The organism is Rathayibacter caricis DSM 15933, from assembly GCF_003044275.1.
Classification (GTDB): domain Bacteria; phylum Actinomycetota; class Actinomycetes; order Actinomycetales; family Microbacteriaceae; genus Rathayibacter; species Rathayibacter caricis.
The window spans coordinates 1723575-1749028 of sequence record NZ_PZPL01000001.1 but is presented as its reverse complement, the minus strand read 5'-3'; the positions used below and the strand labels follow the sequence as shown (position 1 = coordinate 1749028).

The following is a 25454-nucleotide window of genomic DNA, read 5'->3' as shown; positions in this document are numbered from 1 at the left end:
GACGCGAACGCAGGACGAACGTCAGCCGACGCCGTGCTCCTGCAGCCACATCTCGAGCAGCGCGAGCTGCCAGAGCTCGTTCGAGCCCAGGCGCGTGCGGGTCTCGTTGGGCGAGGCGAGCAGGGAGTCGACCAGGGCGGGATCGAAGATCCCGCGCTCCCGGGCCGACGGGTCCGTCAGAGCCGCACGGACGCGCTCGAGGTACGGGCCCTCGAGCTGGCGGATCGCGGGCACCGGGAAGTAGCCCTTCGTGCGGTCGATCACCTCGTCGGGCACGATGCCGCGGACGGCGCGCTTGAGCACTCCCTTGCCGCCGTCGGCGAGCTTGAGCTCGGGAGGGATCCGGCCGACCAGCTCGACGAACTCGTGGTCGAGGAACGGCACGCGGGCCTCGAGCCCCCACGCCATCGTCATGTTGTCGACGCGCTTCACCGGGTCGTCCACGAGCATCACCGTGGTGTCGTTGCGCAGCGCCGCATCCACGGAGGTGTCGGCACCGGGGCGCGCGAACCGCTCGGCGATGAAGGCGGTCGCCGCGTCCTCGCCGCGCCACTCCGGTCGCAGCAGCGCCTGCAGCTCGGCGAAGCCCCGGTCGAAGAACACGGACGCGTACGCCTGGGGCGCCCGCTCGCGCGGCACCCCGGCCAGCGGCGGGTACCAGTCGTAGCCGCCGAGCACCTCGTCGGCGCCCTGGCCGGACTGCACGACCTTCACGTGCTGCGAGACGTCCTGGCTCAGCAGGTAGAACGCGACCGCATCGTGCGAGACCATCGGCTCGCTCATCGCTCCGATCGCGCCGTCGATGCCGGGGAGCAGCCGCGAGGAGTCGATCCGGATGCGGTGGTGGTCGGTGCCGAAGCGCTCGGCGACCAGGGTCGAGTACTCGAACTCGTCGCCCGACTCTCCGCCCGCGGAGTCGAAGCCGATCGAGAAGGTCTGCAGTCCGGTCTGACCGGCCTCGGCCAGGAGCGCCACCACGAGGCTCGAGTCGATGCCGCCGGACAGCAGCACGCCGACCGGCACGTCGGCGACCATCCGTCGCTCGACCGCGGTGCGGAACGAGGCGATGAGCGCCTCCTGCCAGTCCTTCTCGGACCAGTCGGCGCGCGCGGGGTCGCGGGTGAAGACGGGCTCCCAGTAGACGCGCTCGCGGCTCGTGCCGTCGGGCTCGATCACGCGGACGGTCGCCGGGGGCAGCTTCGTCACGCCGGCCAGGATCGTCCGCGGCGCGGGGACGACGGAGTGGAAGCTCAGGTAGAACATCAGGGCGGTGCGGTCGATCGAGGTGTCGGCGACGCCGCCGGCCAGCAGCGCCTGCACGGTCGAGGCGAAGCGGATCCGCTCGCGCGTCTCGTCGAGGTACAGCGGCTTGATGCCGAGCCGGTCGCGGGCCATCACCACGCGCCCCGACTCGTGCTCGACGATCACGAAGGCGAACATGCCGAGGAAGCGGTCGACGCAGTCCTCGCCCCACTGGGCGTACGCCTTGCCGATCACCTCGGTGTCGGAGTGGGAGAAGAAGCGGTGGCCCTTGCCCTCCAGCTCCGTCCGCAGCTGCTCGTAGTTGTAGATGCAGCCGTTGAAGACGATCGAGAGGCCGAGCGCGGAGTCGATCATGGGCTGCGAGCCTGCGACGGACAGGTCGATGATCGAGAGCCGGCGGTGGGCCAGCGCGACCGGGCCGCGCGCCCACAGACCGTCGCCGTCCGGGCCGCGGTGCGTCTGGCAGCCGCTCATCCGATCGACCGCCTCCACGTCGGCCCGGCGGCCGTCGAGCCGGATCTCCCCCGCCACTCCGCACATGTCAGGCCCTCACGATCCAGGTGTCCTTCGCGCCGCCGCCGCGCGACGAGTTGACGATCATGCTGCCCTCGGCGGCGACGCGGGTCAGCGCGAGAGGCGCGAGGCGCACGTCGGCGGCTCCGGTGCCGGTGACGAAGACGAAGGCGCGCAGGTCGACATGCCGCGGCTGCAGTTCGGTGCCCGAGAACGACGGGAGCGACGACAGGCGGACGACCTCCTGAGCGACCCAGCCCTCCGGCTCGGCGGCGATCGCCGCGCGGCGCTCGGCGACGCGGGCGGCGGGAGCGGACGGGCCGATCATGACGCCGCGGCCGCCGTAGCCGTCCACCGGCTTGGTCACCAGCTCGCCGACCCGCTCGAGGACGATGCGGCGCTCGGCCTCGTCCTCGGGCCGGTAGGTGGGGACGGACTCGAGCAGCGGGCGCTCGTCGAGGTAGTAGCCGATCAGCTCGGGGACGGCGCAGTAGAGCGCCTTGTCGTCGGCGATGCCGTTGCCCGGCGCGTTGGCGAGGAACACCCCTCCGGAGGCGGCGACCTCGACGATCTCGCGGCCCAGCGGCCGGTCGCCGACGCCGAGCTCGGCCAGCTCGTCGTCCAGGCGCAGGTAGAGCACGTCGACCTGGGTTCCGGAGGCGAGCACGCGTCCGCCGTCGACCTCGAGATCGGCGAGCTCGAGGAGCAGCAGGCCCGCGCCCTCGGCCAGGCGGCGGTGCTCGAACCAGGCCGAGCTGTCCGCTCCGCTCGAGAGCAGTGCGAGCACGGGCTCGCGGCCGTCGGTGCGCCGGGCGCCCGCCGCGAGGGTGCGGCGCAGCGCGTCGAGGGTGTCGGAGGGATCCAGCAGCCCGGTCGGCCGGGGCAGGTCGGGCAGGACGTCGTCGAGCAGGGAGCGGATGCCCATGGCGTACGCCATGCCGCTGGGGTTCCGGAGGTTGTCCTCCAGCACGCGCCAGCCGCCGAACTCGTTGCGCACGAGGTCGAAGCCCATGACCGGTCCGCGCACGACGCCGCGCGGCAGGCTGGTCGCCTCCTCGCGCCAGCCCGCGGTGCCCGCCGGACGACGGACGACTCCATCGCGGACGGCGCGGCCCTCGCCGTAGACGTCCTGCAGGAAGCACTCGAGGGCGCGGGCGCGCTGCTCGAGCCCGGCGGCGAGTTCGCTCCACTCGTGCGCCTGCAGCACCCGCGGCACGAGGTCGACCGGGAACGGACGGTCCTCTCCGTCGAGTCGGAAGGAGATGCCCGCGTCGAGCACCGTCGCATCGCGCGCGGCGTGCAGCTCGCCCAGCCGCTCGGGGCCGAGGCCGCGGAAGTGCTCGAGGATCGGCTGGTAGGCGGTGCGCGGGCGTCCGCCGGTCGCCACCGCCTCGTCGCCCGCGCGCACGCGGTAGGTGCGCAGGCTCGGCACCGGCAGGATCGGCCCGCTCGCCGGCCCGTGGGTCTCGGCGACGACCGCGTCGACCACGGCGTCGAGGGTGCCGTGCTCGGCGAACACCGCGCGCTGGCGGTCGGCCGAGTTGCCCCGGGCGATCAGCGCCTCGGCCAGCTCGCGCACCTGCTCGAGGTCGCCGAGCTCCTCGAGCGCCGGCTGGAGGCGCGCGATCATGCTGCGCAGCGCCTCGGCCGCCGGGACGGGCCGGGGGTGCTCGGTGTGGTCCAGGAGCGACCCGGCGAGCCCGCCGCGCGCGGCCTGCCAGGTGGCCGCGCGCTGGATCGGCGGCGGGGTCGAGCGGAAGGGACGCCCCGCCTCGATGTCGAGCTCGGCCGAGCGCACGAGCCCGCGGAACAGGCCCGCCACCAGGACGGCGTCGTCGACGATCGGCATCGCGTCGCAGACGCGCAGCTCGAGCGTGGGCGCGTGGGAGGAGGGACGGACGTCGAAGTAGGCCATCTTGGAGTCGGCGATGACCCCGGTGGCGATCAGATCGTCGAGGAGGCGGTCGTACTCGGCCGCGGAGGCGAGCGGACCGGTGGCCCCGGCGCTCGGCCAGCGCTGCCAGATGATCGTGCGGATGCTCGCGTAGCCCGTGTCCTGGCCGTTCCAGTAGGGACTGCTCGCGCTCGCCGAGAGCAGGACGGGGAGGTCGCGCGCGATCCGCTGGGCGATCTGGACCGCGAGCTCGCGATCGGAGACACCGACATGGATCTGCGTGCCGCAGATCAGCTGCTCGTCCACGAGCATCCGGTACTGCTCCTGCATGCGGCCGTAGCGGCCGGTGCTGGTGAGCTCGAAGTCCTTGTGCTCGGATCGCGGGGCCGTGCCGACCGCGGCGATGCCGATGCCGTCGGGCGCCGCGGCGTCGATGACGGCCTTGCGGAGGGTGATGAGCTGCTCCCGCAGACCGTCGAGCGAGTCGACGACCGGCGTGTTCGTCTCGACCGTGGTCCGCTGCAGCTCGGCCGAGAAGTTGTCCTTCGGCAACCGCGCCAGCACCTGGGGTGCGTGCGCGGAGAGCTGCTTCGTCTCGAGATCGATCAGGTGGAGCTCTTCCTCCGCGCCGAGTGTGAGTTCTGCGCGCATGCGCCCACCGTACGGCGCTCATGTTTCGGGGAGGTACGGGTTGCCCGGGCGGATCGTGAGTGCAGGGGCACGGCCACCTCGCCTCAGAGGGACGTCGGCAGCCCGAGACCCTCGACGATCTCGACGCCCGCGAGGCGCTCGAGCGCGGAGCCGGGCAGCACGATCTTGGAGCGGCGCACTCCGCTGCCGATCACGACGAGCGGGCGCAGGAGCACGCGGGCGTCGACGAGCAGGCGCCACTCGGAGGGCAGTCCGATCGGGGTGATGCCGCCGTACTCCATCCCCGACTCGGCGACCGCGCGGTCCATCGGCAGGAACGAGGCCTTCCGCACGTCGAGGAGGCGGCGGACGGCGCCGTTGACGTCGGCGCGGGAGTCGGCGAGCACGACGCACGCGGCGATCCGCTCCTCCCCTCCGCGCGAGCCGGCGACGACGACGCAGTTGGCGAGGTCGGCGTCGTCGAGGCCGTAGTGCTCCTTCGTCGCCGCGGTGTCCGAGAGGGCGGGATCGATGTCGACGACGCCGAGGTCGGCGAGCACGCCGTCGCGCTCGGCGGCGGCGAGGACCGCCTCGGGGAGCAGCTCCGGGTGCTCCGAGGCGGGAACGGGGACGAGCGAGCCGAGCGAGGCGGTCATGGGGGCTCCGGAGGGTCGGGAACGGGTGGGATCCATCGTTCCAGGAGCACGGGAGCGGGAGGGCGGCGCGGCGCCGTCCCGGGCCGGTCAGTGCGAGGCGGACTCCTCGCGAGCGGCGGCGCGCTCGGACTCCTCGCGCGCCAGGACCTCGGGGTCGGGCACGACGCGGCCGCGGTGCACGTCGGTGAAGAACTCCTCGCTCAGCACCCGCTTCTCGATCTCGTACCAGCCGGTGCTCCAGCCCGAGCCCAGCGGGTGCTCGGCCTCGAGGAGGGCGTGGCCGGGCGTCGCGCCGCGACCGAGCAGCGCCGCGACCGAGCGGTCGGGATCGTAGAGGGCGTGCTCGACGAGCGGGGCGAACACCTCGTGCACGGCGAAGTCCTCGGGCCGGCCCAGGAGGACCGGGACGAGGTCCTCGCCCGCGCGCAGGCCGTTCGGCCACCAGCGGAACCGGTCGACGAGCTCGTGGCACGAGATGCACGAGGGCGAGAAGAAGACGAGGTGGGTCGGCGGCTCGGCGAACTCGGCGAGCGCGATGCGGTCACCCGAGGCGGTGAGGAGGACGGGCCCGGAGGAGGGCGCGGGAGCGGACGTCGATGCGGGAGCGGAGGGAGGTGCCGCACGGCCCTGCAGGCGGTCGCGCACGAGCACCAGGACGATCGCGAGCAGCACCGCGGCGAGCGCCGGGACCCCGGGCGCCAGCGCGGCGGGCGGTACGGGACCCGCGAGCCCGGCGACCGCGAGGGCGACGAGGACGCTGTTGCGCAGGACCGTGCGGCCGCTCATCCGCGCCTCGCCGAGACCGCCGAAGCACTCGCAGTCGACGGGCTCCGGCGCCCGGGCCGCGCGGATCGCGACCACCAGGAAGACCACGAGCACGGCGAGCGCCGCCAGCAGGGCGAGCCGGTGCAGCGGAGTCGGAGCGAGGAGCACGGCGAGACCGAGCACGATCTCGACGACGGGGAACGAGCGGGCGAAGAGGGTGCCGCGACCGAGCGCGGCGGGGAGGCCGAGGGTGCCGAGCGACTCGCGGAACCGCTCCGTGCGCCCGAGCTTCAGCGCCCCGCTGACGACGAGGACCGCGCCCGTGCACCAGCCGGCGATCGCGAGCAGAACCTCGAGCATCCGTCCCCCTCGTGCACCGGCGGCGGGTGCTCCGCACCGGACGCTACCCGAGGCGCCGCGCGACGCGGGGTCGCTGGCGCGGAACGACGGGCCCTCAGGAGTCGAAGCCGAGGCCCAGCGCGTCGAGGGTGCGCAGGAGCAGATTGCGCCGCCCGCCGTCGTGGTCGGCGCGGTCGAGCGACCAGCGGGTGGCCTGGATCCCCGCGGTGGCGAAGGGCTCCGGAGGGAAGGGCAGCGGGCGCGAGCGCACCATCTCGAGCTCGGTGCGCTCGGTCCGCTCGCCTGACAGCAGGTCGAGGACGACGTCCGCCGCGAAGGCCGTCGTGCCGACTCCGAGCCCGGTGTAGCCCGCGGCGTAGGCGACGCGGCCCGAGAGCGCGGTGCCGTAGAACGCGGCGAACCGCGTGCTGGTGTCGATCACTCCGGCCCAGCGGTGGCTGAAGCGCACGCCCTCGAGCTGCGGGAACGTGGTGAGGAAGTGCGAGGCGAGCGCGCGGTAGGTCTCGGGCCGCTCCTCGTAGCGCGAGCGGATGCGGCCACCGGGGTGGTAGACCGCGTCGTAGCCACCCCAGAGGATCCGGTCGTCGGCGGTCCGGCGGTAGTAGTGGAACTGGTTCGCCGTGTCGTTGACGCCCTCCCTCCCCCGCCAGCCGATCGACTCGAGCTGCCCGGCGTCGAGCGGCTCGGTCATCAGGACGTAGTCGTAGACGGGCACGGTCATCAGCCGGGTGCGGGCGAGGAGGGAGGGGAAGGCGCTCGTGCCGAGGATCGCGTGCGACGCCTCCACGGCTCCCCTGGCCGTGCGCACGAGCACTCCCGACGCGGTGGTTTCGAGGCCGAGCACCCGGCTGTCCTCGTGGATCTCGACGCCGAGCTCCTCGGCGACGCGGGCGAGCTCGCGCACCAGCTCGCCGGGGTGCACGAGCGCGCACTGCTCGGCGGGCACGACGAGACCGGCGAGGTAGGTGGGCGAATCGACGAGGGCGCGGATGCCGTCGGCGTCGAGGAAGCGCGCGCCCGCTACCCCGTCGCCCTCGGCGAGCTGCGCGATCTGGTGCTCCTCGACGGCCACCGCGAGCGAGCCTGTGCGCTCGAAGCCGCAGTCCATGCCGTAGCGGGCGATCGTCTCCTGGATGCCGTCGAGGTTCTCGACTCCGAGGCGCTCGAGCCGGTCGCTCTCCTCCGGCCAGCGGGCGAGGCCGTTCTCGCGGCCGTGGGTGAGGCTCGACTCGACGAAGCCGCCGTTGCGTCCGGAGGCCGCCCAGCCGATCGAGCGGGCCTCGAGGAGGACCACGCGGCGGCCGGGGTCGCGCTCCTTCGCGCGCAGGGCGCTCCACAGGCCGGTGTAGCCGCCGCCCACGATCACGAGGTCGGCGCGGACGGAGCCGACCAGCGGCGGCCGCGGGGCCGGTGCGTCCTCGAGCCAGAAGACACCGCGCCGGGAGTCGGCGAGGGAGGCGTCGACGGCCGCGGAGGACGGGGCGAGACGTTCGAAAACGGTGGCGTGCGTCGGCATGATGTCTCCATTACGCCAGTGTTCTGACGATTCGGCAACCGGATCCGTCGTCGACGGCGCCCGTGACCGCTCTCGGTGCGCTCCCTGCCCCGGCCGCGCGCCCCGCCGTACACTGCGAGGGAACGGGGAGGGGCCATGCGAGGACGTCGGACGCGGGAGCGCTTACGCGAAGCCGCGGCGACCGCTCCCGCCGTCGTGCTCGAGGAGCCCGAGGCCGACGACGTCTCGCCGGGCATGCGCATCGCGGCCGCATGGTCGTGGCGGGTGCTCGCGGTCGCCGCGATCCTCTGGCTCGTCGTGCAGCTGGTCTCGATGGTGCCGGTCGTGGTCGTGCCGGTGCTCGTCGCGCTGCTGCTGACCGCACTGCTGACTCCGCTGCGCGACCGGCTCGAGGCCTGGCGCCTGCCGCGCGGGCTCGCGGTGCTCGTCTCGATCCTGACCCTGCTGCTCGCGATCAGCGGCCTCGTCGCTCTCGTCGTCGTGCAGACCCGGGCCGGCTTCGGCGGCATCGGGCAGCGCACGCTCGACGCGGTCGACGACGTGGAGGAGTGGATCCAGGGCCTCGGCTTCACCCAGGTGCAGCTCACCGACTGGGCGCAGAGCGCGATCACCTGGGCCGACGCGCAGGCCGCGACGATCGCCTCCGGAGCGCTCGCGGTGGGCTCGCAGGTCGCCGAGGTCGTCGCGGGCACTCTGCTCACCCTCTTCTCGTTGATCTTCCTGCTGCTGGACGGGCGGCGGATCTGGTCGTGGTTCCTCCGCCTGCTGCCGCTGCCGGCCCGGGCGCCGCTGCTCACGGGGGCGGCTGCCGGATTCGAGGCGCTCACGCAGTTCGTGCGGGCGCAGCTCGGAGTGGCGGCGATCAACGCCACAGGCATCGGCATCGGGGCACTCGCGCTGCAGCTCCCGCTGGTCGTGCCGATCATGGTCACCGTGTTCCTGGGCTCCTTCGTGCCGTTCCTCGGCGCGATCGTCACCGGGGCGCTCGCGGCGCTGATCGCCCTGCTGTTCATCGGGCCGGTGGCGGCGCTGATCATGGTGGGCGTGGTGATCGTCGTGCACCTGCTCGAGGGGCACGTGCTGCAGCCGCTGATCCTCGGGTCGGCGGTGAAGGTGCATCCGCTCGCCGTCGTGCTGGGCGTGGCGATCGGCCTCGAGGTCGCGGGCCTGGCCGGAGCGCTGTTCGCGGTGCCCGTGATCGCCACGGTCAACTCCGGAGTCACGGCGATGCGGGACCGCTCGGCCGCCCTGCACGACCGGACCGACGCGTGAGCGCGCACCCCCTCGATCCGTCGGAGGTGCCCGGATCGAGGGTGCTGCCGGCGCTCGCCTGCCCCGTCTGCGGCGCCGCACTCGCTCCGGACGCGCTGCCGCGGCCCTCGCTCCTGCGCTGCCCGAACGGGCACAGCGCCGACGTCGCGAGGCAGGGCTACGTGTCGCTGCTGCGCGGGCGGCACGCGACCTCCGGCGACACCGCGGCGATGGTGCAGGCGCGCGAGGAGCTGCTCGGCTCGGGGCACTACCGCCCGATCCAGGACGCGGTCGCCGCGGCGGTGCCCGCGGACGCCCGGCTCGTCGTCGACCTGGGCTGCGGCACGGGCGCGTACCTCGTGGCGGTGCTCGACGCGCATCCGGAGGCCGCGGGTCTCGGACTCGACCTCTCGGCCCCGGCCGCTCGGCGCGCCGCCCGCGCGCACCCCCGTGCCGCGATCGCGACGGCCGACCTCTGGCAGCCGCTGCCGCTGGCCGACGGCTGCGCCGACGCGCTGCTGACCGTGTTCGCGCCGCGGAACGCCCCCGAAATGCTGCGCGTGCTGCGGTCCGGAGGGACCGCCGTCGTCGTGACGCCGCGCGAGCGGCACCTGCACGAGATCCGCCCGGTCTTCGGCATGCTCGGGATCGACGCGGGCAAGGCGGAGCGCCTCGACGAGCAGCTCGCCGGCTTCGCGCTGACCGAGCGGCGGGAGCTCGACTACGCGGTCGCGATGACGCCCGCGGAGCTGCGCGCGGAGGTGCTGATGGGTCCCAGCGCGCACCACGTCGACGCCGGGGCGCTGGTCGCGGTCCTGGCGGAGCGCGAGGGGACGACCGACGTGACCGTCGCAGTGACGGTGTCGGTGTTCAGCCGCGCCTGACGTGCGGTGCTCAGTACGACTCCCGCGTGCGCGCCCGGATCACGTCGCCCTCGAACTCCGCGATCATCGCGAGCGCAGTGAACAGCAGCCTGCCCCTCGGTCGGTCGGGTCGCGCAGCGACCCGCCGATGTTCACCCCGCACTACCCTGCGCGTCAGCTCGTCCATGATGTCTCGCGTATTCGTGATCTACCGTGCGAGGCGGTCGAGCTTTGTGACGAACAGAGCCGGTGTCGCAGGCATCCAGGGCCTCGCGCAGCGCGGGCCGCTCGCGGTTCGATCCGATGAGTCCGGCATCGACGGAGATCCGTTCCGCCGGCACGCCCGCGGCGAGTAGCGCGACACGCTGCGCCTGCGCGTCCTGCTTGTCGGTAGAGACGCGGGCGTCTCCGATCAGCTCAGGCGTCCAACCACTATCCCGTTAGACGTCCCGCGAGCGAACGATTCATCGGACGGGTCTAACAGGACACGAAGAGCAGCGCAGTTTCGCGTCGCGCGGTGTCGCGTCTGCGTCCCGGTGGGCGATCCCCATGCGGGACAGCGACATTGGCGCGAGCCACGGTCGTGGCAGACTGCGAGAGTGACAGCGACCCCGCCGCCGACGGGTGCGACAGCCGCTCGCTCCTCGGCCACTTCACGCCGACCTTCTCGCCACTGGTGGTGGATCCCTGTGGGGGCGGCAGTGGTTGCGTTCACCATGGCGCGGTTCATTCCGCCCCTGTACGCAGATGGAACGTGGTGGGGAACTTTCTTCACGTCTGCAGGTTTCGGAGGCAGTCTCGCCGTCATCGGCGCCGGCATCGCCTCCTACATCGCGTACCACAACTCAAGCAGCGATCGAGAGCAGAAGCATGAGGCCGACGACCTCGCCCGCTGGTGGGATCGGTTCGCCTGGGCGTGCGAGAAGGCGGTCAGCACGAAGCGCGGCGAGTCTGAGATGGGTCTGTCGGTTCTCGCGACCCTCATAGACGCACCGTGGGCGAGGGACGAAGATAATGAGATGGCGATCAACGTGGTCAACGTGATCACCGAAGCGATGGCACCGAAGAAGAGGTGGTGGCAGCAGTGAGTGGTTACAGCGAGCAGTCGCAGCGACTGGCGCGTCAGCTTGCCGAGAAGGCCGCGAAGAATCTGCGGCGTTCCGGGCGCGCGGTGGAGCAGGACGCGACGACGGGACGGTACATCGTCGGTCCTCGCGGTGGAGGCAGCATCTCGGTCACTGCCCGGAACGGCGGATCCCACAGCGTCATCGCCAAAAACGGATCGTTCAACGCAGAGTCGCGGAACGACCTGGGCTGACGAACGACGTTTTTTCCTGGAGACCTCGAGGGGGTCCGATCTCAGTTGCGTTGAGATCGGGCCCCCTCGGCTTGTCCGAGCTAGTTGCCGCGCTCGGTCAGGCTCGTGTTGGGGTGCCGTGCGGCGGCGGCGTCGGAGATGAACCGGCCCGAGATCGAGCTTCGGTTGTGGCTGCCCGACCCGGAGTTGCCTCCGGTCTCCCGCACCGAGGTGCGGGGGTGGCGGGCGGCGGCGCTGTTGGAGATGTAGCGACCCGAGATCGCACTCCTGTGAGCCATGATGGCGTCCTTTCCGCGACGCACGATCTGTGCGGCGCTGCTTGGTAGACTATGCAAACCACGCCGCAACCGCAAGACCCGATGCGCACTGCTTGATCTACAAAGCGCAGTCGTCGATACTCGAGACATGACGAACCAAGCGTGGACCACCCTTCGAGCGGTCATCTCCCTCGTTCCCGCCGGCATCGCCGTCGCAACGGCTGTGAGCATCGCCGGGGCACCTCGAAGCGCTCCGACTGAGCGGCTGGGGGACTACCTCCGCGCGAGCCGCAAGGCAGCGGGCTTCACCCTCAGGGCGGTGGAGGCCGAGACGAAGATCTCCAACGGCTACCTCTCGCAGATCGAGAGCAACAGGGTGGAGAGCCCGTCGCCGAACATGCTGCACAAGCTCGCCGCCACATACGGGATCGACTACACGGACCTGCTCGTCCGAGCCGGGCATCGGGTACCCACGGCCGGCCCCGAGTACGACCAGGAGCGCAAGTTCGCCGGCATCCCACTGCGAGCACTGGAAGAGCTCGACGACGACGAAGCAGCCGAACTCCGCAACTACCTGGCCTTCTTGCGGCAGAAGCGTCGCGACCGCACGTCCGCGTGACCGAGGCACTCGACCTCGCCGTCGACGACATTCGTCGGCAGGCTCGCATCACCCTCGAGGCGGCTGGCGTGATGGATCAACTGCCGGTGCCTATCGAACTGATCGCAGCAGCGGTCGATCTTCAACGCGGAGATCTCTTCGAGTTTGCCAACGAGGCTCCCGCCGAGATGAAAGCCATCATCGCGAAGCTCAGCGGCAACGTTCTCGGGGCTCTCTCCGTGGACGAGCGCCGCTACTACGTCGATCCGTCACTGCCCCTCGAGCGTCGCCGTTTCACCGAGGCACACGAGATCGGGCACGATGCGCTCCCCTGGCACGAGAACGCCTACTTCGCTGAGGACCACACCACACTCGCACCGAAGACACGAGTGACGCTCGAAGCCGAAGCGAACTTGTTTGCCGCGGAAATCCTCTTCGCCGCCGACCGCTTCAACATTGAAGCCGACGCCTCTGCCGCCTCAATCGACGTTCCCCTGGGCTTAAACACGAAGTATCAGACCTCAGCCGCGGCAGCGCTGCAGCGCTACGTCAGCAACAGCAGGCGAGCACTCGCCCTCATCGGAACAGGCCTGATGCCCAGTCGCAGGGGACACGTGCCTATCTATTCGGCGCTGACCTGCCAATCGCTCAAATTTCGCGAGAAATATGGCGCTGTTGGTCCGATGCTGGGCTCGTGGCTGGGGCCAAAGCATTACCCCGAGGTGGACCGGCTAAACCACTACCACCGCGGAGTTATTGACGGCACAGAAATCACCCTCGACACCGCGCAAGGGCGCAAACGCTTCATCGCGGAGGGATTTGGCAACGGCCACAACGGCTTCGTGCTGATCCGCCCGCGAGCTTTAACCGAGCTCCGGTAATTGACCTTATGTCAGTTTCCGGCGGGACCAGCCGTGTCAGGCACGCTCGGGTTCCCCGATTCGGCACGAGACATCCTTGCGACGGCGGAGGAGGTGGCGGCGCCGTCAAGGACCGCCCCTGAACCTTCGAGCCGTCTCATGAGCGTGGGGGCGGTGTCTCGCGCTGTCGGGAGTGGAGCGTCTCGCTTGGGTACTGCCTGAAGCGGGCGGTGTCGCTCGGTCGCTCGCACCTCGACTCCGGCGAGAAGGTCCCCAAGCTCAACCGATACCCGGCGGAACTGACGCGGCCCCTCATCTGAGTAGGCCACCACGTCGATAACCACACCGGCGATTTCCGCACCACCGCCGGCGAGGCGGCCTCGAGGATCAAGCTCGTGAACATTGCGCTTCGGTGGGTCCCACCGATGGATCGACACTGTGCGACTCGATGAGATCGCGTAGCCACTTCTCTCTGGCGCGCTGCTCATCCCTCCGCTGCTTCCGTTGCGTCTCGCGGTGTTGTGCGGTCGAGATGAGCTGGGCGCCCGAAAGCGTCTCCGACTCGTCAGGCGCATCGAGCGGAGAGAGGGAGCCCGCGAGATACGCGACTAGGTCTCGCGGGTGCCATATGTGCAGGCCGGGCACGCACCAGTGAGGGTCGAGGTCGCTCTTTCCTACAGCCGCCACAGCTGTCGCGGCTTCTCTGGAGTACAGCCACTCAAGATGGGAGGGAAAAAATACAGCCTGACAGTTCGGGCAAAACCATTCAGGTTCATTCCACCCCGCGCCTTGGTCGGCTTCTCGAAAGCTGGCCGCCGGCAAATCGAGTCCGCGCTGCTGCCGATCTCGTTTGGGCTCTGCTGGACCGTTATACGCCTTCCTCTGCTCCGTCCGAGCGCAACCAGGGCAGATGCACGTGACGTCAGGGGAACGGTCCCAGATTATCGAGAGCTTGCGGCAGCGGTAGCACTGATGGACTCCCCAGCTCAGCCGCGCCCGCTCGATCCCAACCGGTTTCGCCGCCCACGTCACACGTTGCTCGAGGATCGCTTGCACGAACGCATCGAGGCCAACAGCCTCCTCCGAGGACTTGTCCCCAGCGATCGATATGGACTCATCCGCGAACCGCAGGTGCACCGCTGGCACTGTGTGAAGGCGATACCAGTGGCGCTGTCGTACCAGCCAAACGCACTCCACTCCGGCCGCCAGATACCGTTTCTGCCGGTACTCGTACTCCTCAGCCGTTTGACCCGCTAACTGCACCTCGAACGCCACCCGCCGGCCGTCGCGTTCTGCCAGCACGTCAGCGATCCAGGAGCGGTCGGGAGCGGGGACCTCAGCTGCCGCGGTCCATCCCAGGCCTCGCGCAGCGACCATCACCGCCGCCTTTACCCGCAGATGGTCGGCTGACTCGCCCTTGTGGTTATCGTTTTCAACGTTTCGGTGGTGCGCGAAGTATTGGGTACCAAGGGGGGATGTCTTCGCGACTGCCACCGCGCCGCAAGCTAGCGTCGGGCGCGGGCTCCGCCCCTTCAGCTCAAGCCACTGCGCGCGCGGAATGAAGGGCGCCTCGAGGCGCACATCCCCTAGCTGAGCACTCAAAGGCATAGTCTCGCCATCGTCGCCCCGTCCCGCCCCTGGTCGCCATCCCCATGACGGGTGCTGATCGTGCCACCGGCACCACTCACACCCCACTGAGGGACGATCACGTCAAAAACGTTGTTGCCCGGCGGCTCAGGGCGCAGTCGACTACCCCCGAGCACCATCCTCTGAAGGGACGCCTCCACCGGCCGGGGGCAGTCCACTGAAGCGTTCCATCGTGAACATCGAAGCGACGCGGATCTTTTCACCCGAGCGGGAGCGGGAACGTCCGGTGATCCATCCCCTTTCGGGACAGTCATCGCCGTCCGCACGAGCGTCGCGTCAGTCGATGATTCTGTCCAGGGTCGCGGCAGGGAGGTCGAGCTGGTTCAGCAGTCGGAGGACGACGAAGACGCTGAGGTTGTCCTGGTCGCCGCGCTCGATTCGCCGCAGGGTCGCGGTTCCGACGTCCGCATCACGCGCGAGGTCTTCTTGGCGAAGGCCTCGTTCCAGGCGGGCTCTGCGGAGGTGCGCTCCGAGGCGGCGTGCGGAATCGGTGGTGGCATGGAGAGGTCGAGGCATCAGCGTTTGGCCCTTCGGTGATCAGTCGGACAGGACCGGGGTGCCGCGGCGGTCGTAGGCCCCGGCGGCGAGGAAGGCGGCAGCCAGCAGGGCGGCGACGAGCCAGAAGGCGTTGAGGAGTCCGAAGGACTCCGAGAGGCCGCCGATGATGGGCGGGCCTGCGAGGTTCGCGAGGTAGCCGACGGAGGCGACGATGCTGACGCGGGCGGCCGGGTTCGGGCCGCTATCGGCGGCGGCCGACATACCGAGGGGGAAGCCCGTCGAGACGACGACCGCCCAGAGCACCGTTCCGATGAGGATCAGCCAGGTGGGGCCGCCGAGGATGAACAGTACGAGCCCCAGCACTCCGACGGCAGCGGTGATGCGGATGGTGGCGACGTGTCCGATGCGATCGACGACCGGGCCGCCCACGACGCGGGCGATCGTCTCCCCGAGAGCGAAGACGGTGAAGAAGAGCGCGGCGATCGTCTCGGTCTGTCCGTGGCCGTCGCGGGCCGAGAGGGACAGCCATCTGTTCGCGGTCCCCTCGCCCAGCTCGGCGCCGAACATGCCCACGCCGATGAGCAGGAGGCGCCAGTCAGCCAGGACGCGCAGCCACTGACGCCAGCCGCCCGAGGTGTGCGCACCCGCGGCGCTCGCCTCGACCGCCTCCGCTGTCGGAAGGTATGGAACCGCGATCAGGCCGGCGATCGCGATCAACACGGCCTCGATGCAGAACTGCCACTCGAAGCGGATCCCTCGCGGACTTGCGGCAGGTGCTCCTCCGCGAGGCGGTCGGCGGAGATGAACGGGAGGGCGGTCGCTAGGCGAACCCTTTGCAGACGGTTCCGCCTCGATCACGTCGGTTGTGCAGAGGACCTCGATCACCTGCGTGTTCGCGGTCGTCTGCACGAGTGCGGTGGCGTCACGAGGAGTTGCCCGGGCCCCGGTCGTCATCACGGACGACCGGAGCGGCTTTCGCCCCGTCAGGATCTACGCGCCACGGACCCCTCGGTGCTCACTGAGCAGCTCGGGCCAGCTGGCCCTCTCCTCGTGCAGGAGGCGGAACTGTCTCCGCTCTCCTGCCTCTCGTTGTCGATCCTGAAGCACTTTCTGTAGCACGTCGATCCGCGGCAGTGCATCGATCGAGGCGGTGTTCGGGAGCGGTCTGGCGGCATCAGGAAGACGCGCCCCCCTGACGATGTGAAGCAGACATACCTACTTCGGTGTGGCTACACCTGGGCGTCAGCGCGCCCACTAACGCCCTCCGGGGCAGCGAGGAAACAAGAGAATGACCAACCCAACGTCACGCGGTAGACACCGCGGCCGCGACCTACAGCCACGCCAACGATCAGTCCCGTGGGGACTTCTCTACGGGATCATGCGGGATCACGTGTGGCCGTACCTGCGGGATCACGTCTGGCCGTACGTCGAGGAACACGTCATGCCCACTCTGCGATGGCTACTCGATCTCCTCCTCAGCGGATGACGGCGACGTGCAGGAGTCCTCGCGGTCGAGCATCCCTAGGCTGAGCGCATGTGTGGTCGGTTCGTCGTCAAGGACTCCACGGCGGCTCTGCTGCCGGATCTCGTCTCGGCTGACCTCGGTGGTCTGCGACCGAACTGCAACGTGGCGCCGACGTCGCCGGTGACCGTCGTGCGGGAGCCCGACGGGGAGCGGTCGGTGCCGATGGTGCACTGGGGATTCGTGCCGATGTGGGCGAAGGACTTCAAGAAGCAGCGGCGGCAGCCGATCAACGCGCGGATCGAAACGGTCGCGAACTCGCCCATGCTCCGGAAGGCGTTCGCGACGTCGCGGGTGTTGATCCCCGCGGCCGGCTACTACGAGTGGACGGTCACCGAGGCGGGGAAGCAGCCGCACTTCATCTACGAGCCCAACGCGGCCCTCGCGATGGCGGGCGTCGTCTCGGCGTGGCCGGATCCGTCGAAGTCGGAGGACGATCCGGAGAACGGGCGCCTGTCGACGGCGATCATCACCCGTGACTCGCATGTGGCGCTGGGTGAGGTCCACGACCGGATGTCGGCGTGCATCACGCCGGACGGGTACGACGACTGGCTCGGCCGGCACCTCGACGTCGACGCTCATGCAGCTCCTGGACCGGGAGTCGTACGCGGTCGCGCACGACCTCGAGCACTACGAGGTGTCCCGCGACGTGAACAACGTCCGCAACAACGGACCGCATCTGCTCGGCCCGCTCCCCGTCTCGTCAGTGGAGGACTGAGGTGGCGACCGAGCGGTGCGGGAGCTGCGGCGCTCCCGTTCGGGTGATGGTGCGGGAGGGGACCCTCTCCGGTTCGAGCGACACAAGGTTCCGTCGCGCCACCTGTCGTGCCCGAACGGAACGCAGCAGGCGCAGCGGCCGAAGAAGGACATCCGCGCGGCGCACGATGTCAGGTCCGCGCGCGCGATCGGCGCTGGCCTCCCGAGCCTCGGTAAGGATCGCTGATCCGCCGGCATCGGGGCGCCGGATGAGGCGCCCCGCGCCCGCTCAGTACGACTCCCGGTTCCGCTCCTGGTCGACCACGGCCGCGCGGTCCGAGAGGCGCCGCAGCCCGGCGAGCGGCTGCGCCATGCGGTGGTTCGTGCGCAGCACCGGCTCCACGCGGTCCAGGAACGCCCAGTACCCGGCCGTCACCGGGCAGGCGTTCTCGCCCAGGCGCACCTTCGGATCGAAGCGGCAGCCGCCGCAGTAGTCCGACATCCGGTTGATGTAGGCGCCGCCGGACGCGTACGGCTTGGTCGCCACGACGCCGCCGTCGGCGTGCTGAGACATGCCGATCACGTTCGCCGGCATCACCCACTCGGTGCCGTCGACGAAGACGTCCACGAACCAGTCGTTGAGCTCGGCCGGATCCCAGCCGCGCTGGAGGCCCCAGTTGCCCAGCACCATCAGGCGCTGGATGTGGTGCGCCCAGCCGTGGCGCCGCACGTCGTCGAGGGTCTCGTGCAGGCAGTTCGCCTCGATGCCCGAGGGGTCGAGCTCGAGCAGCGCCGACGGCAGCGGGGCGGAGGCGCCGAGCGCGCGGCTGCGCGTGCGGTACTCCGGCCCCAGGTGCCAGTAGAGGTGCCAGACGTAGTCGCGCCAGCCCATGATCTGCCGGACGAAGCCCTCGACGCCCGCGAGCGGAGCGCCTCCGGACGCGTGCTCGGCGACGACGGTGTCGATCACCTCGCGCGGGTCGAGCAGACCGAGGTTCATCGGAGCGCTCAGGAGCGAGTGCGCCATGGTCCAGTCGCCCGAGAGCATGGCGTCCTCGTAGGGGCCGAAGTCCTGCAGGCGCGAGGACGCGAAGTCGGCGAGCGCCTCCTGCGCCTCGGCGGGAGTGGCGGCGAAGCGCCGCGGACCGTCCTCGCCGACGAGGTGCACGGCTCCCTCGCGCTCCCAGCGGGCGAGGTCCGCGCGGACCTCCTCGTCGATGTCGTCCTCCACCGGCCACCACGGATCCGGCAGCCCCAGCCGGGACGCACCCTTGGGCGGCGGCTGGCGGTTGTCGTGGTCGTAGTTCCACTTCCCGCCCTCGGGCTGATCGCCGCGCATCAGCACGCCGGTGCGCTCGCGGCTCCAGCGGTAGAAGTCCTCGAGCAGGAGCCGGGAGCCGGCCCGCGCGAGCGCCCACTCGCGGAAGTCCTCCTCCTCGGTCACGAAACCGCGGCTGGGCAGCACGCTCATGCCCAGGCGCCGGGCGAGGCGGCGGCCGCCGCGGGTGGGCGGATCGATCACCTCGAGGTCGTCGCGGCCCTCGAGCGCCTCGGCGAAGGTCTCGGCGCGGACGTACTCGACGCGGTCGCCCAGCTCGCGGGCGCGGTGCCGCAGCGCCGAGAGCCACAGCTGCGCCTTCGCGCGGTGCATCGGCCGCCGTCCGAAGGCCGAGCCGGCCTCGACGAGCAGCATCGGTCCGCCGTCGTCGAACAGCGGGCCGAGCTGGCCGATGACGCTCCAGCGGGTGCGGGTGGGGATGCTCATGCCCGTCACGCTAGGCGGGAGCGGCAGGGGCGGGTAGGAGTTGCGCCGCGCGGGAGGAGGTGCGGGGAGCGGGAGGGACCGGCACGGATGTGCAGCCGCAACGCCTTGCAACGCGGGGCGTGATGCAGTTCTCTCGAGTGGGGGCCGCCGTTCGGCGTGCCCCGGAACCCGACGCGATGAAGCGAGGAACCCGCCATGGCACACGACGACGAGACTTCCCCCGGAACGACCTCCGACGGCGCGAGCGAGGCGCCGCGCCGCGGCCGCCACGCCGCCGAGACGACCACGACCGAGACCCCGGACGGCGAGTACACGTCGACCGACGGCGTCTCGCACACCGCCACCGACGACCAGGGCAGCTACATCGACACCTCGGTCCACGAGGAGACCTCGACCGAGAAGGGGAGCTACGTCGACTCCGACTCCGCAGGACCGGACTCGGACGCCGAGGGCGAGTACACCGACCGCGACGAGTGAGCCGCGTGCGGCCGGGCGCTACGCCCCGGCCGCACGGCCCCGCAGGCGGACGAGCCGGTACACGGCTCCGACCGCGAAGACCGCGATGCCCGTCAGGATCGACGGCAGCGGCAAGGTGAGCACGAGCAGCACGCAGCCGATCACCCCGCCCACCGCGACGAACCGCGGGTACAGGCGGTAGCGCCGCTCCTGCGTGAGCGCCGACACGTTGGCGACCAGATAGTAGAGCAGCACCCCGAACGACGAGAACCCGATCGCCGAGCGCAGATCGGCCACGAGCACCAGCACGATCACGACGGCGCCCAGGGCGATCTCGGCCCGGCGCGGGACCTGCCGCACCGGATCGACGTGGGCGAGCATCCGGGGCAGGTCGCCCTCGCGGGCCATGGCCAGGCTCGTCCGCCCGATGCCGGCGATGAGCGCGAGCAGAGCGCCGAGGGAGGCGGCGGCGGCTCCGACCCGGACGACCGGGCCGGTCCACGGCCACACCGCGGCCGCCTCGGCGAGGGGCTCGGTCGACGCCGCGAGCCGCTCCGGACCGAGCGCCACGAGGAGCGCCGTCCCGACCACGGCGTAGACGACGACCGCGAGCGCGAGGGCGCCGAGGATCGCGCGCGGGATCGTCCGGGACGGATCGCGCACCTCCTCCCCCATCGTGGCCAGGCGGGCGTAGCCGGCGAAGGCGAAGAAGAGCAGCCCCGCCGACTGCAGCACGCCGAGCGGGCCGATGGTGCCGATGCCGCCGCCCTCTGAGGCGACGGCGGGTCCGGAGGAGATCGCGGCGGCGACGACCAGCGCGAGCACCGCCAGGACGATCGTCACGATGACGCGGGTGGCGAGCGCGGTCCGGGTGACGCCGAGCGCGTTGACGCCGACGAGAGCCGCGACGGCGAGGACGGCGACGGGGCGCTCCCACCCGGAGGGGGCGGCGTAGGCCGCGAAGGTCAGCGCCATCGCCGCGCAGCTCGCGGTCTTGCCGACGACGAAGCCCCAGCCCGCGAGGAACCCGGGCCACTCGCCCAGGCGCTCGCGGCCGTACACGTAGGTGCCGCCCGAGCGCGGGTACTGCGCGGCGAGCTGCGCCGAGGAGGAGGCGTTCGCCCACGCGACGAGGGCGGCGACTGCGAGCCCGGCGAGGAGCCAGGGGCCCGCCGCGGCGGCCGCGGGCGCGAAGGCCGCGAAGACGCCGGCGCCGATCATCGAGCCGAGGCCGATCACGACGGCGTCGCCGGTCCCGAGACGGCGGGCGAGGGAAGCGGGCGGAGTCACCCGACTCTTCTACCGCATCGAGGGGAACGGGCGGTGCTGCAGGGCTTCAGGGCGGCTTCAGCCCGATCGCCCTAGCCTGGGGCGAGCCGCGCTCGCCGCGGGAGGAGCCCCGGGAGGACGCCATCCGCATCCTGGTCGTCGACGACGAGATCAACCTGCTGCGCGCCCTCGAGACGGGCCTGGAGGCCGAGGGCTTCGCCGTCGACACGGCCACCACGGGCACGGACGCGCTGTGGCTCGCCCAGGAGGCCGAGTACGCGGCGATCGTGCTCGACCTGATGCTCCCGGACCTCAGCGGCTTCCGCGTCTGCGAGCGCCTGCGCGCGGCCGAGGACTGGACGCCGATCCTGATGCTGACCGCGAAGGACGGCGATCTCGATCAGGTGGAGGCGCTGGACACCGGCGCCGACGACTACCTCACCAAGCCGTTCTCGTTCCCCGTGCTGGTCGCCCGGCTGCGCGCGCTGATCCGCCGCGGGGCGACGGAGCGGCCGGTCGTGCAGGTGGTCGGCGACCTCGTGCTCGACCCCGCGTCGCGCCGGGTGGAGCGGGGCGGGGTGCCGATCCCGCTGACGGCGCGGGAGTTCAGCGTGCTCGAGTACCTCGTGTCGCGGGCCGGCGACGTCGTCCCGAAGCGGGACGTGCTCGGCGCGGTCTGGGACTTCGACTTCGACGGCGACCCGAACATCGTCGAGGTCTACATCCGCACGCTCCGGAACAAGATCGACCGGCCGTTCGGTGTCGACACGATCCGCACGCAGCGCGGGGCGGGCTACTCGCTGGTGGCCGGATGAGCCGCCTGCGCACCCGGATCACGCTCGCGGCCGCCGCCGTGGTCGCCCTCGCCTCGGTGCTCGGCGGAGTCGGGTTCGTGCTGGTGCTCTCCTCCGTGCTCGCGGCGAGCGCCTCGAGCACCGCCGAGGCCGAGGCCGAGCGCCTCGGAGCGCTGGTCGAGTCGGGCGGTGCCGACGTGGTCCGCGCCTCGGAGGGGGTCGTGCAGCTCGTCGTCGACGGCCGTGTGGTCGCGGCGGGCGAGGACGCGGAGGACCTGCCGCCCCTCGCGCAGGAGGAGGGCGACGACCCCGTCACCGTGCAGGTCGAGGACGAGGGGCCCGTGGTCGTCGCCGCTCAGGAGCTCGACGACGGGTCACTCCTCGTCGTCGGGATCCCCGACGAGGGGCGGGCGGAGGCGATCGCGACGACCACGGCGCTCCTCGCCGTCGCGGTTCCGCTGCTCGTGGCCTTCGTCGCGGTGGTCTGCTGGGTGGTGGTCGGCCGGGCGCTGCGCCCCGTCGACCGGATGCGCGCCGAGGCCGACTCCGTCACCGCGGCCGCCCTGGACCGCCGGGTCGCGGAGCCCGGCTCGGGCGACGAGATCGACCGCCTCGCGCGCACGCTGAACCGCATGCTCGACCGGCTGCAGGACGCGCAGGAAAGGCAGCGCCGCTTCGTCTCGGACGCGTCGCACGAGCTGCGCTCCCCCGTCGCGGCCCTGCGGCAGACGGCCGAGGTGGCCCTCGCGCACCCGGACCGCCTCGACTCCGCCCGCCTCGCGAGGACGGTGGCCGAGGAGTCGGTGCGGATGGGCGGGCTGATCGAGGGACTGCTGCTGCTCGCGCGCGCCGACGAGGCGCGACTGGCGATCGCGGCGGCTCCGGTCGACCTCGACGACCTGGCGTTGCGCGAGGTGCGGCGGCTGCGCGACTCCGGGATCGAGGTCGACGCGAGCGGAGTCTCACCCGTGCAGGTCGTCGCCGACGAGGCGCTGCTCGCGCGGGCCGTGCGGAACCTGGTCGACAACGCGGTGCGGCACCGGTCGTCGCGCCTCGCCCTGGCCACCCGGGCCGACGGGGACGGGGCCGTGATCGTCGTCGACGACGACGGGCCGGGCATCGCGGCGGCCGACCGCTCGCGCGTGCTCGGGCGATTCGTGCGGCTCGACGAGGGCCGCGCCCGCGACGCCGGAGGATCGGGGCTGGGCCTCGCGATCGTGGCCGAGATCGCGGCGGCGCACCACGGCGCGGTGTCGATCGAGGACGCTCCCCTGGGCGGCGCGCGCGTGGTGCTGCGGCTCCCGCTCTAGCGCTGGACCGGCGGCCTGAGCGCTTCAGGGTGGCTTCAGCGGCTGGGCGTGAGAGTGGTCACGGCGTCGAGGACCGGCGCCGGAGTAGGAGCGGATCATGCAGAAGAAGACGAAGATCATCACCGCCGTCGCCGGAGTCGTCGTGCTCCTCGGAGCGGGCACCGGGATCGCCTACGCCGCGACCGACGGCTTCGAGGCATCCGACCGCCTGACCGGAGCGGACCTCGAGCGCGCGAGCGACGCGGCCCTCGAGGAGATCGGCGGGGGCACCGTGACCTCGGCCGAGCGCGACGACGACGGAGCCCCCGGCTACGAGCTGGAGCTGCGCGGCGAGGACGGACTCGAGTACGACGTGCGCCTCGACGACGCGTTCGCGGTGCTGTCGGTGGACGCCGACGACGACGGGCGCCCCGCGAGCGGATCCGCGGAGGGCGGAGCATCCCAGGGCGGCGACGACACCTCGACCTCGGGACTCGTCGACCCCGACGACCTGACCGGCGACGACCTGGCGCGCGCCTCGGAGGCGGCCCTCGCGGCGGTCGGCGGCGGCACGGTGACCGAGGCGGAGCGCAGCGACGACGCCGACCACGCGTTCGACGTGGAGGTCACGCGCGAGGACGGGACCGATGTGGACGTCGATCTCGACGCGGACTTCGCGGTGGTCGCGACGAACGACTGACGGCCGGACGCGGGAGCGGCTCAGCCGTTGCCGGAACCGTTGCCGTTGCCGTTGCCGTTGCCGCCGTTCCCGTTGCCGTTGTTCCCGTCGTTCCCGGTGCCGCTGTTCCCGTTGCCGCTGTTCCCGTTGCCGCTGTTCCCGTTCGCGGGAGCCTCCTCGGCCGGTTCCGACTCCTCGGGCTCCGGGGCCTCCTCCTCGACGGGTGCCGTCTCCTCGGGACTCGGAGCGGGCTCCTCCTCCTCGGTCTCGACGGGAGCCGGGGTCTCCTCGACCGGGGCCTCCTCGACCGGAGTCTCCTCGACCGGCTCCTCCTCCACGGGGGTCTCCTCGACGGGCTCCTCGGGATCCGGAGCCTCCTCGGTCTCGACGGGAGCGGGCTCCGGAGCCTCACCGGCCGCGATCGCCGCCTCGAGGTCGCCGCGCACCACGTCCGCCTCGGCCTGGATCGACGCGGCCCGCTCCTGAGTCACGGAGCCGGACGTCAGGGCCGCGGCGAGGGCGGCCTGCAGGGCCTCGAGCTCGGTGAGGGCGCCGGCGAAGTCGTCGGCGGAGGCGCGCTCCGCGACCGCGACGACCGCGTCGTCGAGGGTCTGCGCGGTGGCGTCGTCGATCGACGGGTCGGCGGCGGAGCAGCCCGAGAGCAGGAGGACCGCGGTCACGACGGCGGCCGGCCAGGCGCGGCGCGCGATCACGAGCGGATGCTCTCGCGCAGGCGCTGCAGGTGCTCGCCGAGCTCGCCGTCGACGGCGGGCAGCGGCGTCTGCTGGTCGCCGCCGAGGAGGACGACGGCGAGTCCCACCGCGATCGCGACGAGCGCGAGCACCAGCACGAGCAGCCACGGGTTGGGCCCGCGGCGGCGCTCGGGCTCGCGCCGGAGAGCGGTCGTCGCAGTGGCGGGGGCGGTCGGAGCCACGGGAGCCGCCGCGGTCCCGGCCGGCAGGAGGGTGGTCGCCGCGGTGCCGTGCTCGGGGACGAGGTACACCGCCGTCGCCTCGGCGGTCGCGTCGAGCAGTTGCGTCCGGGCGGCCGTGAGGGGCACATCGGGCACGACGATCGCCGTCGGCGGTCCGTCGCGGCGCGGGTCGATCAGCTTGCGGGCGGACTCGGCGACCTCGAGGGCCGACGGGCGCTCCTCCGGCTCGCGCTGCGTCATCGAGCCCAGGAGCGCGGACCAGCCGCTGCCCAGCGACGCCGACACCTCGGGGTCGCGCAGCAGCCGCGCGAGGGTCACCTCGATCGCCGAGCCCGTGAACGGGCGCTTGCCGGTCAGCGACTCGAGCAGCACCAGGCCGAGGGAGTAGATGTCGCTCGCGGCGGTCAGCGGATCGCCGTGCGCCTGCTCGGGGCTGAGGTACGCGGCCGTGCCGATCAGCGTGCCGGGCGAGGTGATGCGGGTCGCGTCGATGAGGTAGGCGATGCCGAAGTCGGCGAGCTTCGGCCGGAACTCGCGGCTGGTCAGCGGACTCGGCACGAGCAGGACGTTCGACGGCTTCACGTCGCGGTGGACGACTCCGGCCGCGTGCACCGTGTGCAGGGCCTCGCCGAGATCGGCGGCCATCGACGCGACGTCGTTGGGGGCGACGGGCCCCGAGGCGAGGCGCTCCGACAGACTCGGCCCCTCGGCGAGCTCCATCACCATGTACGCCTGGCCGCCGGTGTCGTCGCCGCCGTCGTGCGCGTCGTACAGCGTGACCAGGGCGGGGTGGTTGAGGGCCGCGAGCAGCCGGATCTCGGAGGACTTGCGCTGCAGGTCCTGTGCGTCGTCGATGCCGGCCGCGAACATCTTCAGCGCCACCGAGCGGCCGAGGATCTCGTCGCGGGCCCGGTAGACGGTGGCCATGCCGCCCCGGCCGATGAGCTCCTCGATCGTGTAGCGGTCGCCGACCGTCGAGCCGATGACTCGGGTCTCGCCCGTCCGGTGCGATGCCACGGGGTTCCTCCTCGCGCGGTGGGTGCTGCGGCGTGTGCCGCGCCCCCCGGTGCGACCGTCGCTCCAGGGTAGTACGTCGGGCGACCCCTCCGTAGGGGCCGAGAGGCGCTGTCAAGCGGGTGTCCCACCTCCGGGGCGCACGTA

General features: G+C 71.7%; 26 protein-coding genes. 11 read left to right on the top strand and 15 right to left on the bottom strand.

Annotation, left to right across the window (positions count from 1 at the left end):
- Nucleotides 1-21 precede the first annotated feature (21 nt).
- From C1I63_RS08030 to C1I63_RS08010, 5 genes are all read right to left on the bottom strand, one after another.
- A complete protein-coding gene (locus C1I63_RS08030) occupies nt 22-1803 on the bottom strand; it encodes an N-acetylglutaminylglutamine amidotransferase (protein WP_107574447.1) in 1782 nt (593 codons plus the stop codon).
- 1 nt (nt 1804) lies between these two features.
- Nucleotides 1805-4321 (bottom strand): carboxylate--amine ligase/circularly permuted type 2 ATP-grasp protein, encoded by a 2517-nt coding sequence (locus C1I63_RS08025; RefSeq protein WP_107574446.1) that lies wholly within the window; start codon nt 4319-4321, stop codon nt 1805-1807.
- 83 nt (nt 4322-4404) lie between these two features.
- Nucleotides 4405-4956, bottom strand: a complete 552-nt coding sequence (locus tag C1I63_RS08020) for a YbaK/EbsC family protein (RefSeq protein WP_107574445.1) — start codon at nt 4954-4956, stop codon at nt 4405-4407.
- 87 nt (nt 4957-5043) lie between these two features.
- Nucleotides 5044-6081, bottom strand: coding sequence for a MauE/DoxX family redox-associated membrane protein (locus C1I63_RS08015; protein WP_107574444.1), 1038 nt, complete (start codon nt 6079-6081; stop codon nt 5044-5046).
- A gap of 94 nt (nt 6082-6175) precedes the next feature.
- Nucleotides 6176-7597, bottom strand: a complete 1422-nt coding sequence (locus C1I63_RS08010; RefSeq protein WP_107574443.1) for an NAD(P)/FAD-dependent oxidoreductase — start codon at nt 7595-7597, stop codon at nt 6176-6178.
- Between the two features lie 135 nt (nt 7598-7732).
- Here C1I63_RS08010 and C1I63_RS08005 point away from each other — a divergent pair, with 135 nt between their 5' ends.
- Nucleotides 7733-8869 (top strand): AI-2E family transporter, encoded by a 1137-nt coding sequence (locus C1I63_RS08005; RefSeq protein WP_107574442.1) that lies wholly within the window; start codon nt 7733-7735, stop codon nt 8867-8869.
- Nucleotides 8866-9732, top strand: a complete 867-nt coding sequence (locus tag C1I63_RS08000) for a methyltransferase domain-containing protein (protein WP_107574441.1) — start codon at nt 8866-8868, stop codon at nt 9730-9732. The genes C1I63_RS08005 and C1I63_RS08000 overlap by 4 nt, the downstream gene beginning before the upstream one ends.
- A 10-nt stretch (nt 9733-9742) precedes the next feature.
- Here C1I63_RS08000 and C1I63_RS20440 read toward each other — a convergent pair whose 3' ends face one another.
- On the bottom strand, nt 9743-9898 hold the full coding sequence (locus tag C1I63_RS20440; RefSeq protein WP_211315594.1) for a recombinase family protein: 156 nt from the start codon (nt 9896-9898) through the stop codon (nt 9743-9745).
- Nucleotides 9864-10124: a recombinase family protein gene (locus C1I63_RS20435; protein ID WP_425326989.1), complete on the bottom strand. Its 261-nt coding sequence runs from the start codon at nt 10122-10124 to the stop codon at nt 9864-9866. Before C1I63_RS20435 ends, C1I63_RS20440 begins: the two co-directional genes overlap by 35 nt.
- Nucleotides 10125-10412: 288 nt before the next feature.
- On the opposite strand from C1I63_RS20435, the gene C1I63_RS07990 reads away from it, so the two are divergent.
- Complete coding sequence (locus C1I63_RS07990; protein WP_146168404.1) at nt 10413-10799, top strand: hypothetical protein; 387 nt, start codon at nt 10413-10415, stop codon at nt 10797-10799.
- A complete protein-coding gene (locus tag C1I63_RS19395; RefSeq protein ID WP_146168403.1) occupies nt 10787-11029 on the top strand; it encodes a hypothetical protein in 243 nt (80 codons plus the stop codon). The genes C1I63_RS07990 and C1I63_RS19395 overlap by 13 nt, the downstream gene beginning before the upstream one ends.
- 80 nt (nt 11030-11109) lie before the next feature.
- On the opposite strand, the gene C1I63_RS07985 is transcribed toward C1I63_RS19395, so the two are convergent.
- Nucleotides 11110-11307, bottom strand: a complete 198-nt coding sequence (locus C1I63_RS07985; RefSeq protein WP_107574439.1) for a hypothetical protein — start codon at nt 11305-11307, stop codon at nt 11110-11112.
- 127 nt (nt 11308-11434) lie between these two features.
- Between C1I63_RS07985 and C1I63_RS07980 the strand changes: the two genes are divergently transcribed.
- Nucleotides 11435-11905: a helix-turn-helix domain-containing protein gene (locus C1I63_RS07980; protein ID WP_170116350.1), complete on the top strand. Its 471-nt coding sequence runs from the start codon at nt 11435-11437 to the stop codon at nt 11903-11905.
- Nucleotides 11902-12765 (top strand): ImmA/IrrE family metallo-endopeptidase, encoded by an 864-nt coding sequence (locus C1I63_RS07975; RefSeq protein WP_107574437.1) that lies wholly within the window; start codon nt 11902-11904, stop codon nt 12763-12765. The genes C1I63_RS07980 and C1I63_RS07975 overlap by 4 nt, the downstream gene beginning before the upstream one ends.
- 366 nt (nt 12766-13131) lie before the next feature.
- Here C1I63_RS07975 and C1I63_RS19390 read toward each other — a convergent pair whose 3' ends face one another.
- From C1I63_RS19390 to C1I63_RS07965, 3 genes are all read right to left on the bottom strand, one after another.
- Nucleotides 13132-14238: a competence protein CoiA family protein gene (locus tag C1I63_RS19390; RefSeq protein ID WP_146168402.1), complete on the bottom strand. Its 1107-nt coding sequence runs from the start codon at nt 14236-14238 to the stop codon at nt 13132-13134.
- A gap of 429 nt (nt 14239-14667) precedes the next feature.
- Complete coding sequence (locus tag C1I63_RS20430) at nt 14668-14907, bottom strand: helix-turn-helix domain-containing protein (protein WP_107574436.1); 240 nt, start codon at nt 14905-14907, stop codon at nt 14668-14670.
- A 21-nt stretch (nt 14908-14928) separates the two neighbouring features.
- Entirely contained in the window at nt 14929-15609 is a 681-nt protein-coding gene (locus C1I63_RS07965) for an MFS transporter (RefSeq protein WP_170116349.1), read from the bottom strand.
- An 814-nt stretch (nt 15610-16423) separates the two neighbouring features.
- On the opposite strand from C1I63_RS07965, the gene C1I63_RS07960 reads away from it, so the two are divergent.
- A complete protein-coding gene (locus C1I63_RS07960) occupies nt 16424-17176 on the top strand; it encodes an SOS response-associated peptidase (protein WP_244907006.1) in 753 nt (250 codons plus the stop codon).
- Nucleotides 17177-17396: 220 nt separating this feature from the next.
- Here C1I63_RS07960 and C1I63_RS07955 read toward each other — a convergent pair whose 3' ends face one another.
- The gene (locus C1I63_RS07955; RefSeq protein ID WP_107574434.1) at nt 17397-18872 is read right to left on the bottom strand and encodes a cryptochrome/photolyase family protein; all 1476 of its coding nucleotides are present in this window, start codon (nt 18870-18872) and stop codon (nt 17397-17399) included.
- 195 nt (nt 18873-19067) lie between these two features.
- On the opposite strand from C1I63_RS07955, the gene C1I63_RS07950 reads away from it, so the two are divergent.
- Entirely contained in the window at nt 19068-19349 is a 282-nt protein-coding gene (locus tag C1I63_RS07950) for a hypothetical protein (protein ID WP_056866300.1), read from the top strand.
- Between the two features lie 18 nt (nt 19350-19367).
- Here C1I63_RS07950 and C1I63_RS07945 read toward each other — a convergent pair whose 3' ends face one another.
- Nucleotides 19368-20618 carry an APC family permease gene (locus C1I63_RS07945; RefSeq protein WP_107574433.1) on the bottom strand — a complete coding sequence of 417 codons (1251 nt, stop codon included), beginning with the start codon at nt 20616-20618 and terminating at the stop codon, nt 19368-19370.
- A 122-nt stretch (nt 20619-20740) separates the two neighbouring features.
- Between C1I63_RS07945 and C1I63_RS07940 the strand changes: the two genes are divergently transcribed.
- From C1I63_RS07940 to C1I63_RS07930, 3 genes are all read left to right on the top strand, one after another.
- The gene (locus C1I63_RS07940; RefSeq protein WP_107574432.1) at nt 20741-21412 is read left to right on the top strand and encodes a response regulator transcription factor; all 672 of its coding nucleotides are present in this window, start codon (nt 20741-20743) and stop codon (nt 21410-21412) included.
- The gene (locus tag C1I63_RS07935) at nt 21409-22701 is read left to right on the top strand and encodes a sensor histidine kinase (protein ID WP_107574431.1); all 1293 of its coding nucleotides are present in this window, start codon (nt 21409-21411) and stop codon (nt 22699-22701) included. The genes C1I63_RS07940 and C1I63_RS07935 overlap by 4 nt, the downstream gene beginning before the upstream one ends.
- A 97-nt stretch (nt 22702-22798) precedes the next feature.
- Nucleotides 22799-23380: a PepSY domain-containing protein gene (locus tag C1I63_RS07930; protein ID WP_107574430.1), complete on the top strand. Its 582-nt coding sequence runs from the start codon at nt 22799-22801 to the stop codon at nt 23378-23380.
- A gap of 20 nt (nt 23381-23400) precedes the next feature.
- Here the strand turns inward: C1I63_RS07930 and C1I63_RS07925 are convergent, their stop codons facing one another.
- Together C1I63_RS07925 and C1I63_RS07920 are read right to left on the bottom strand one after the other, a co-directional pair.
- The gene (locus tag C1I63_RS07925; RefSeq protein ID WP_107574429.1) at nt 23401-24072 is read right to left on the bottom strand and encodes a hypothetical protein; all 672 of its coding nucleotides are present in this window, start codon (nt 24070-24072) and stop codon (nt 23401-23403) included.
- Nucleotides 24069-25310 (bottom strand): serine/threonine-protein kinase, encoded by a 1242-nt coding sequence (locus C1I63_RS07920; RefSeq protein ID WP_107574428.1) that lies wholly within the window; start codon nt 25308-25310, stop codon nt 24069-24071. The genes C1I63_RS07925 and C1I63_RS07920 overlap by 4 nt, the downstream gene beginning before the upstream one ends.
- Nucleotides 25311-25454 lie beyond the last annotated feature (144 nt).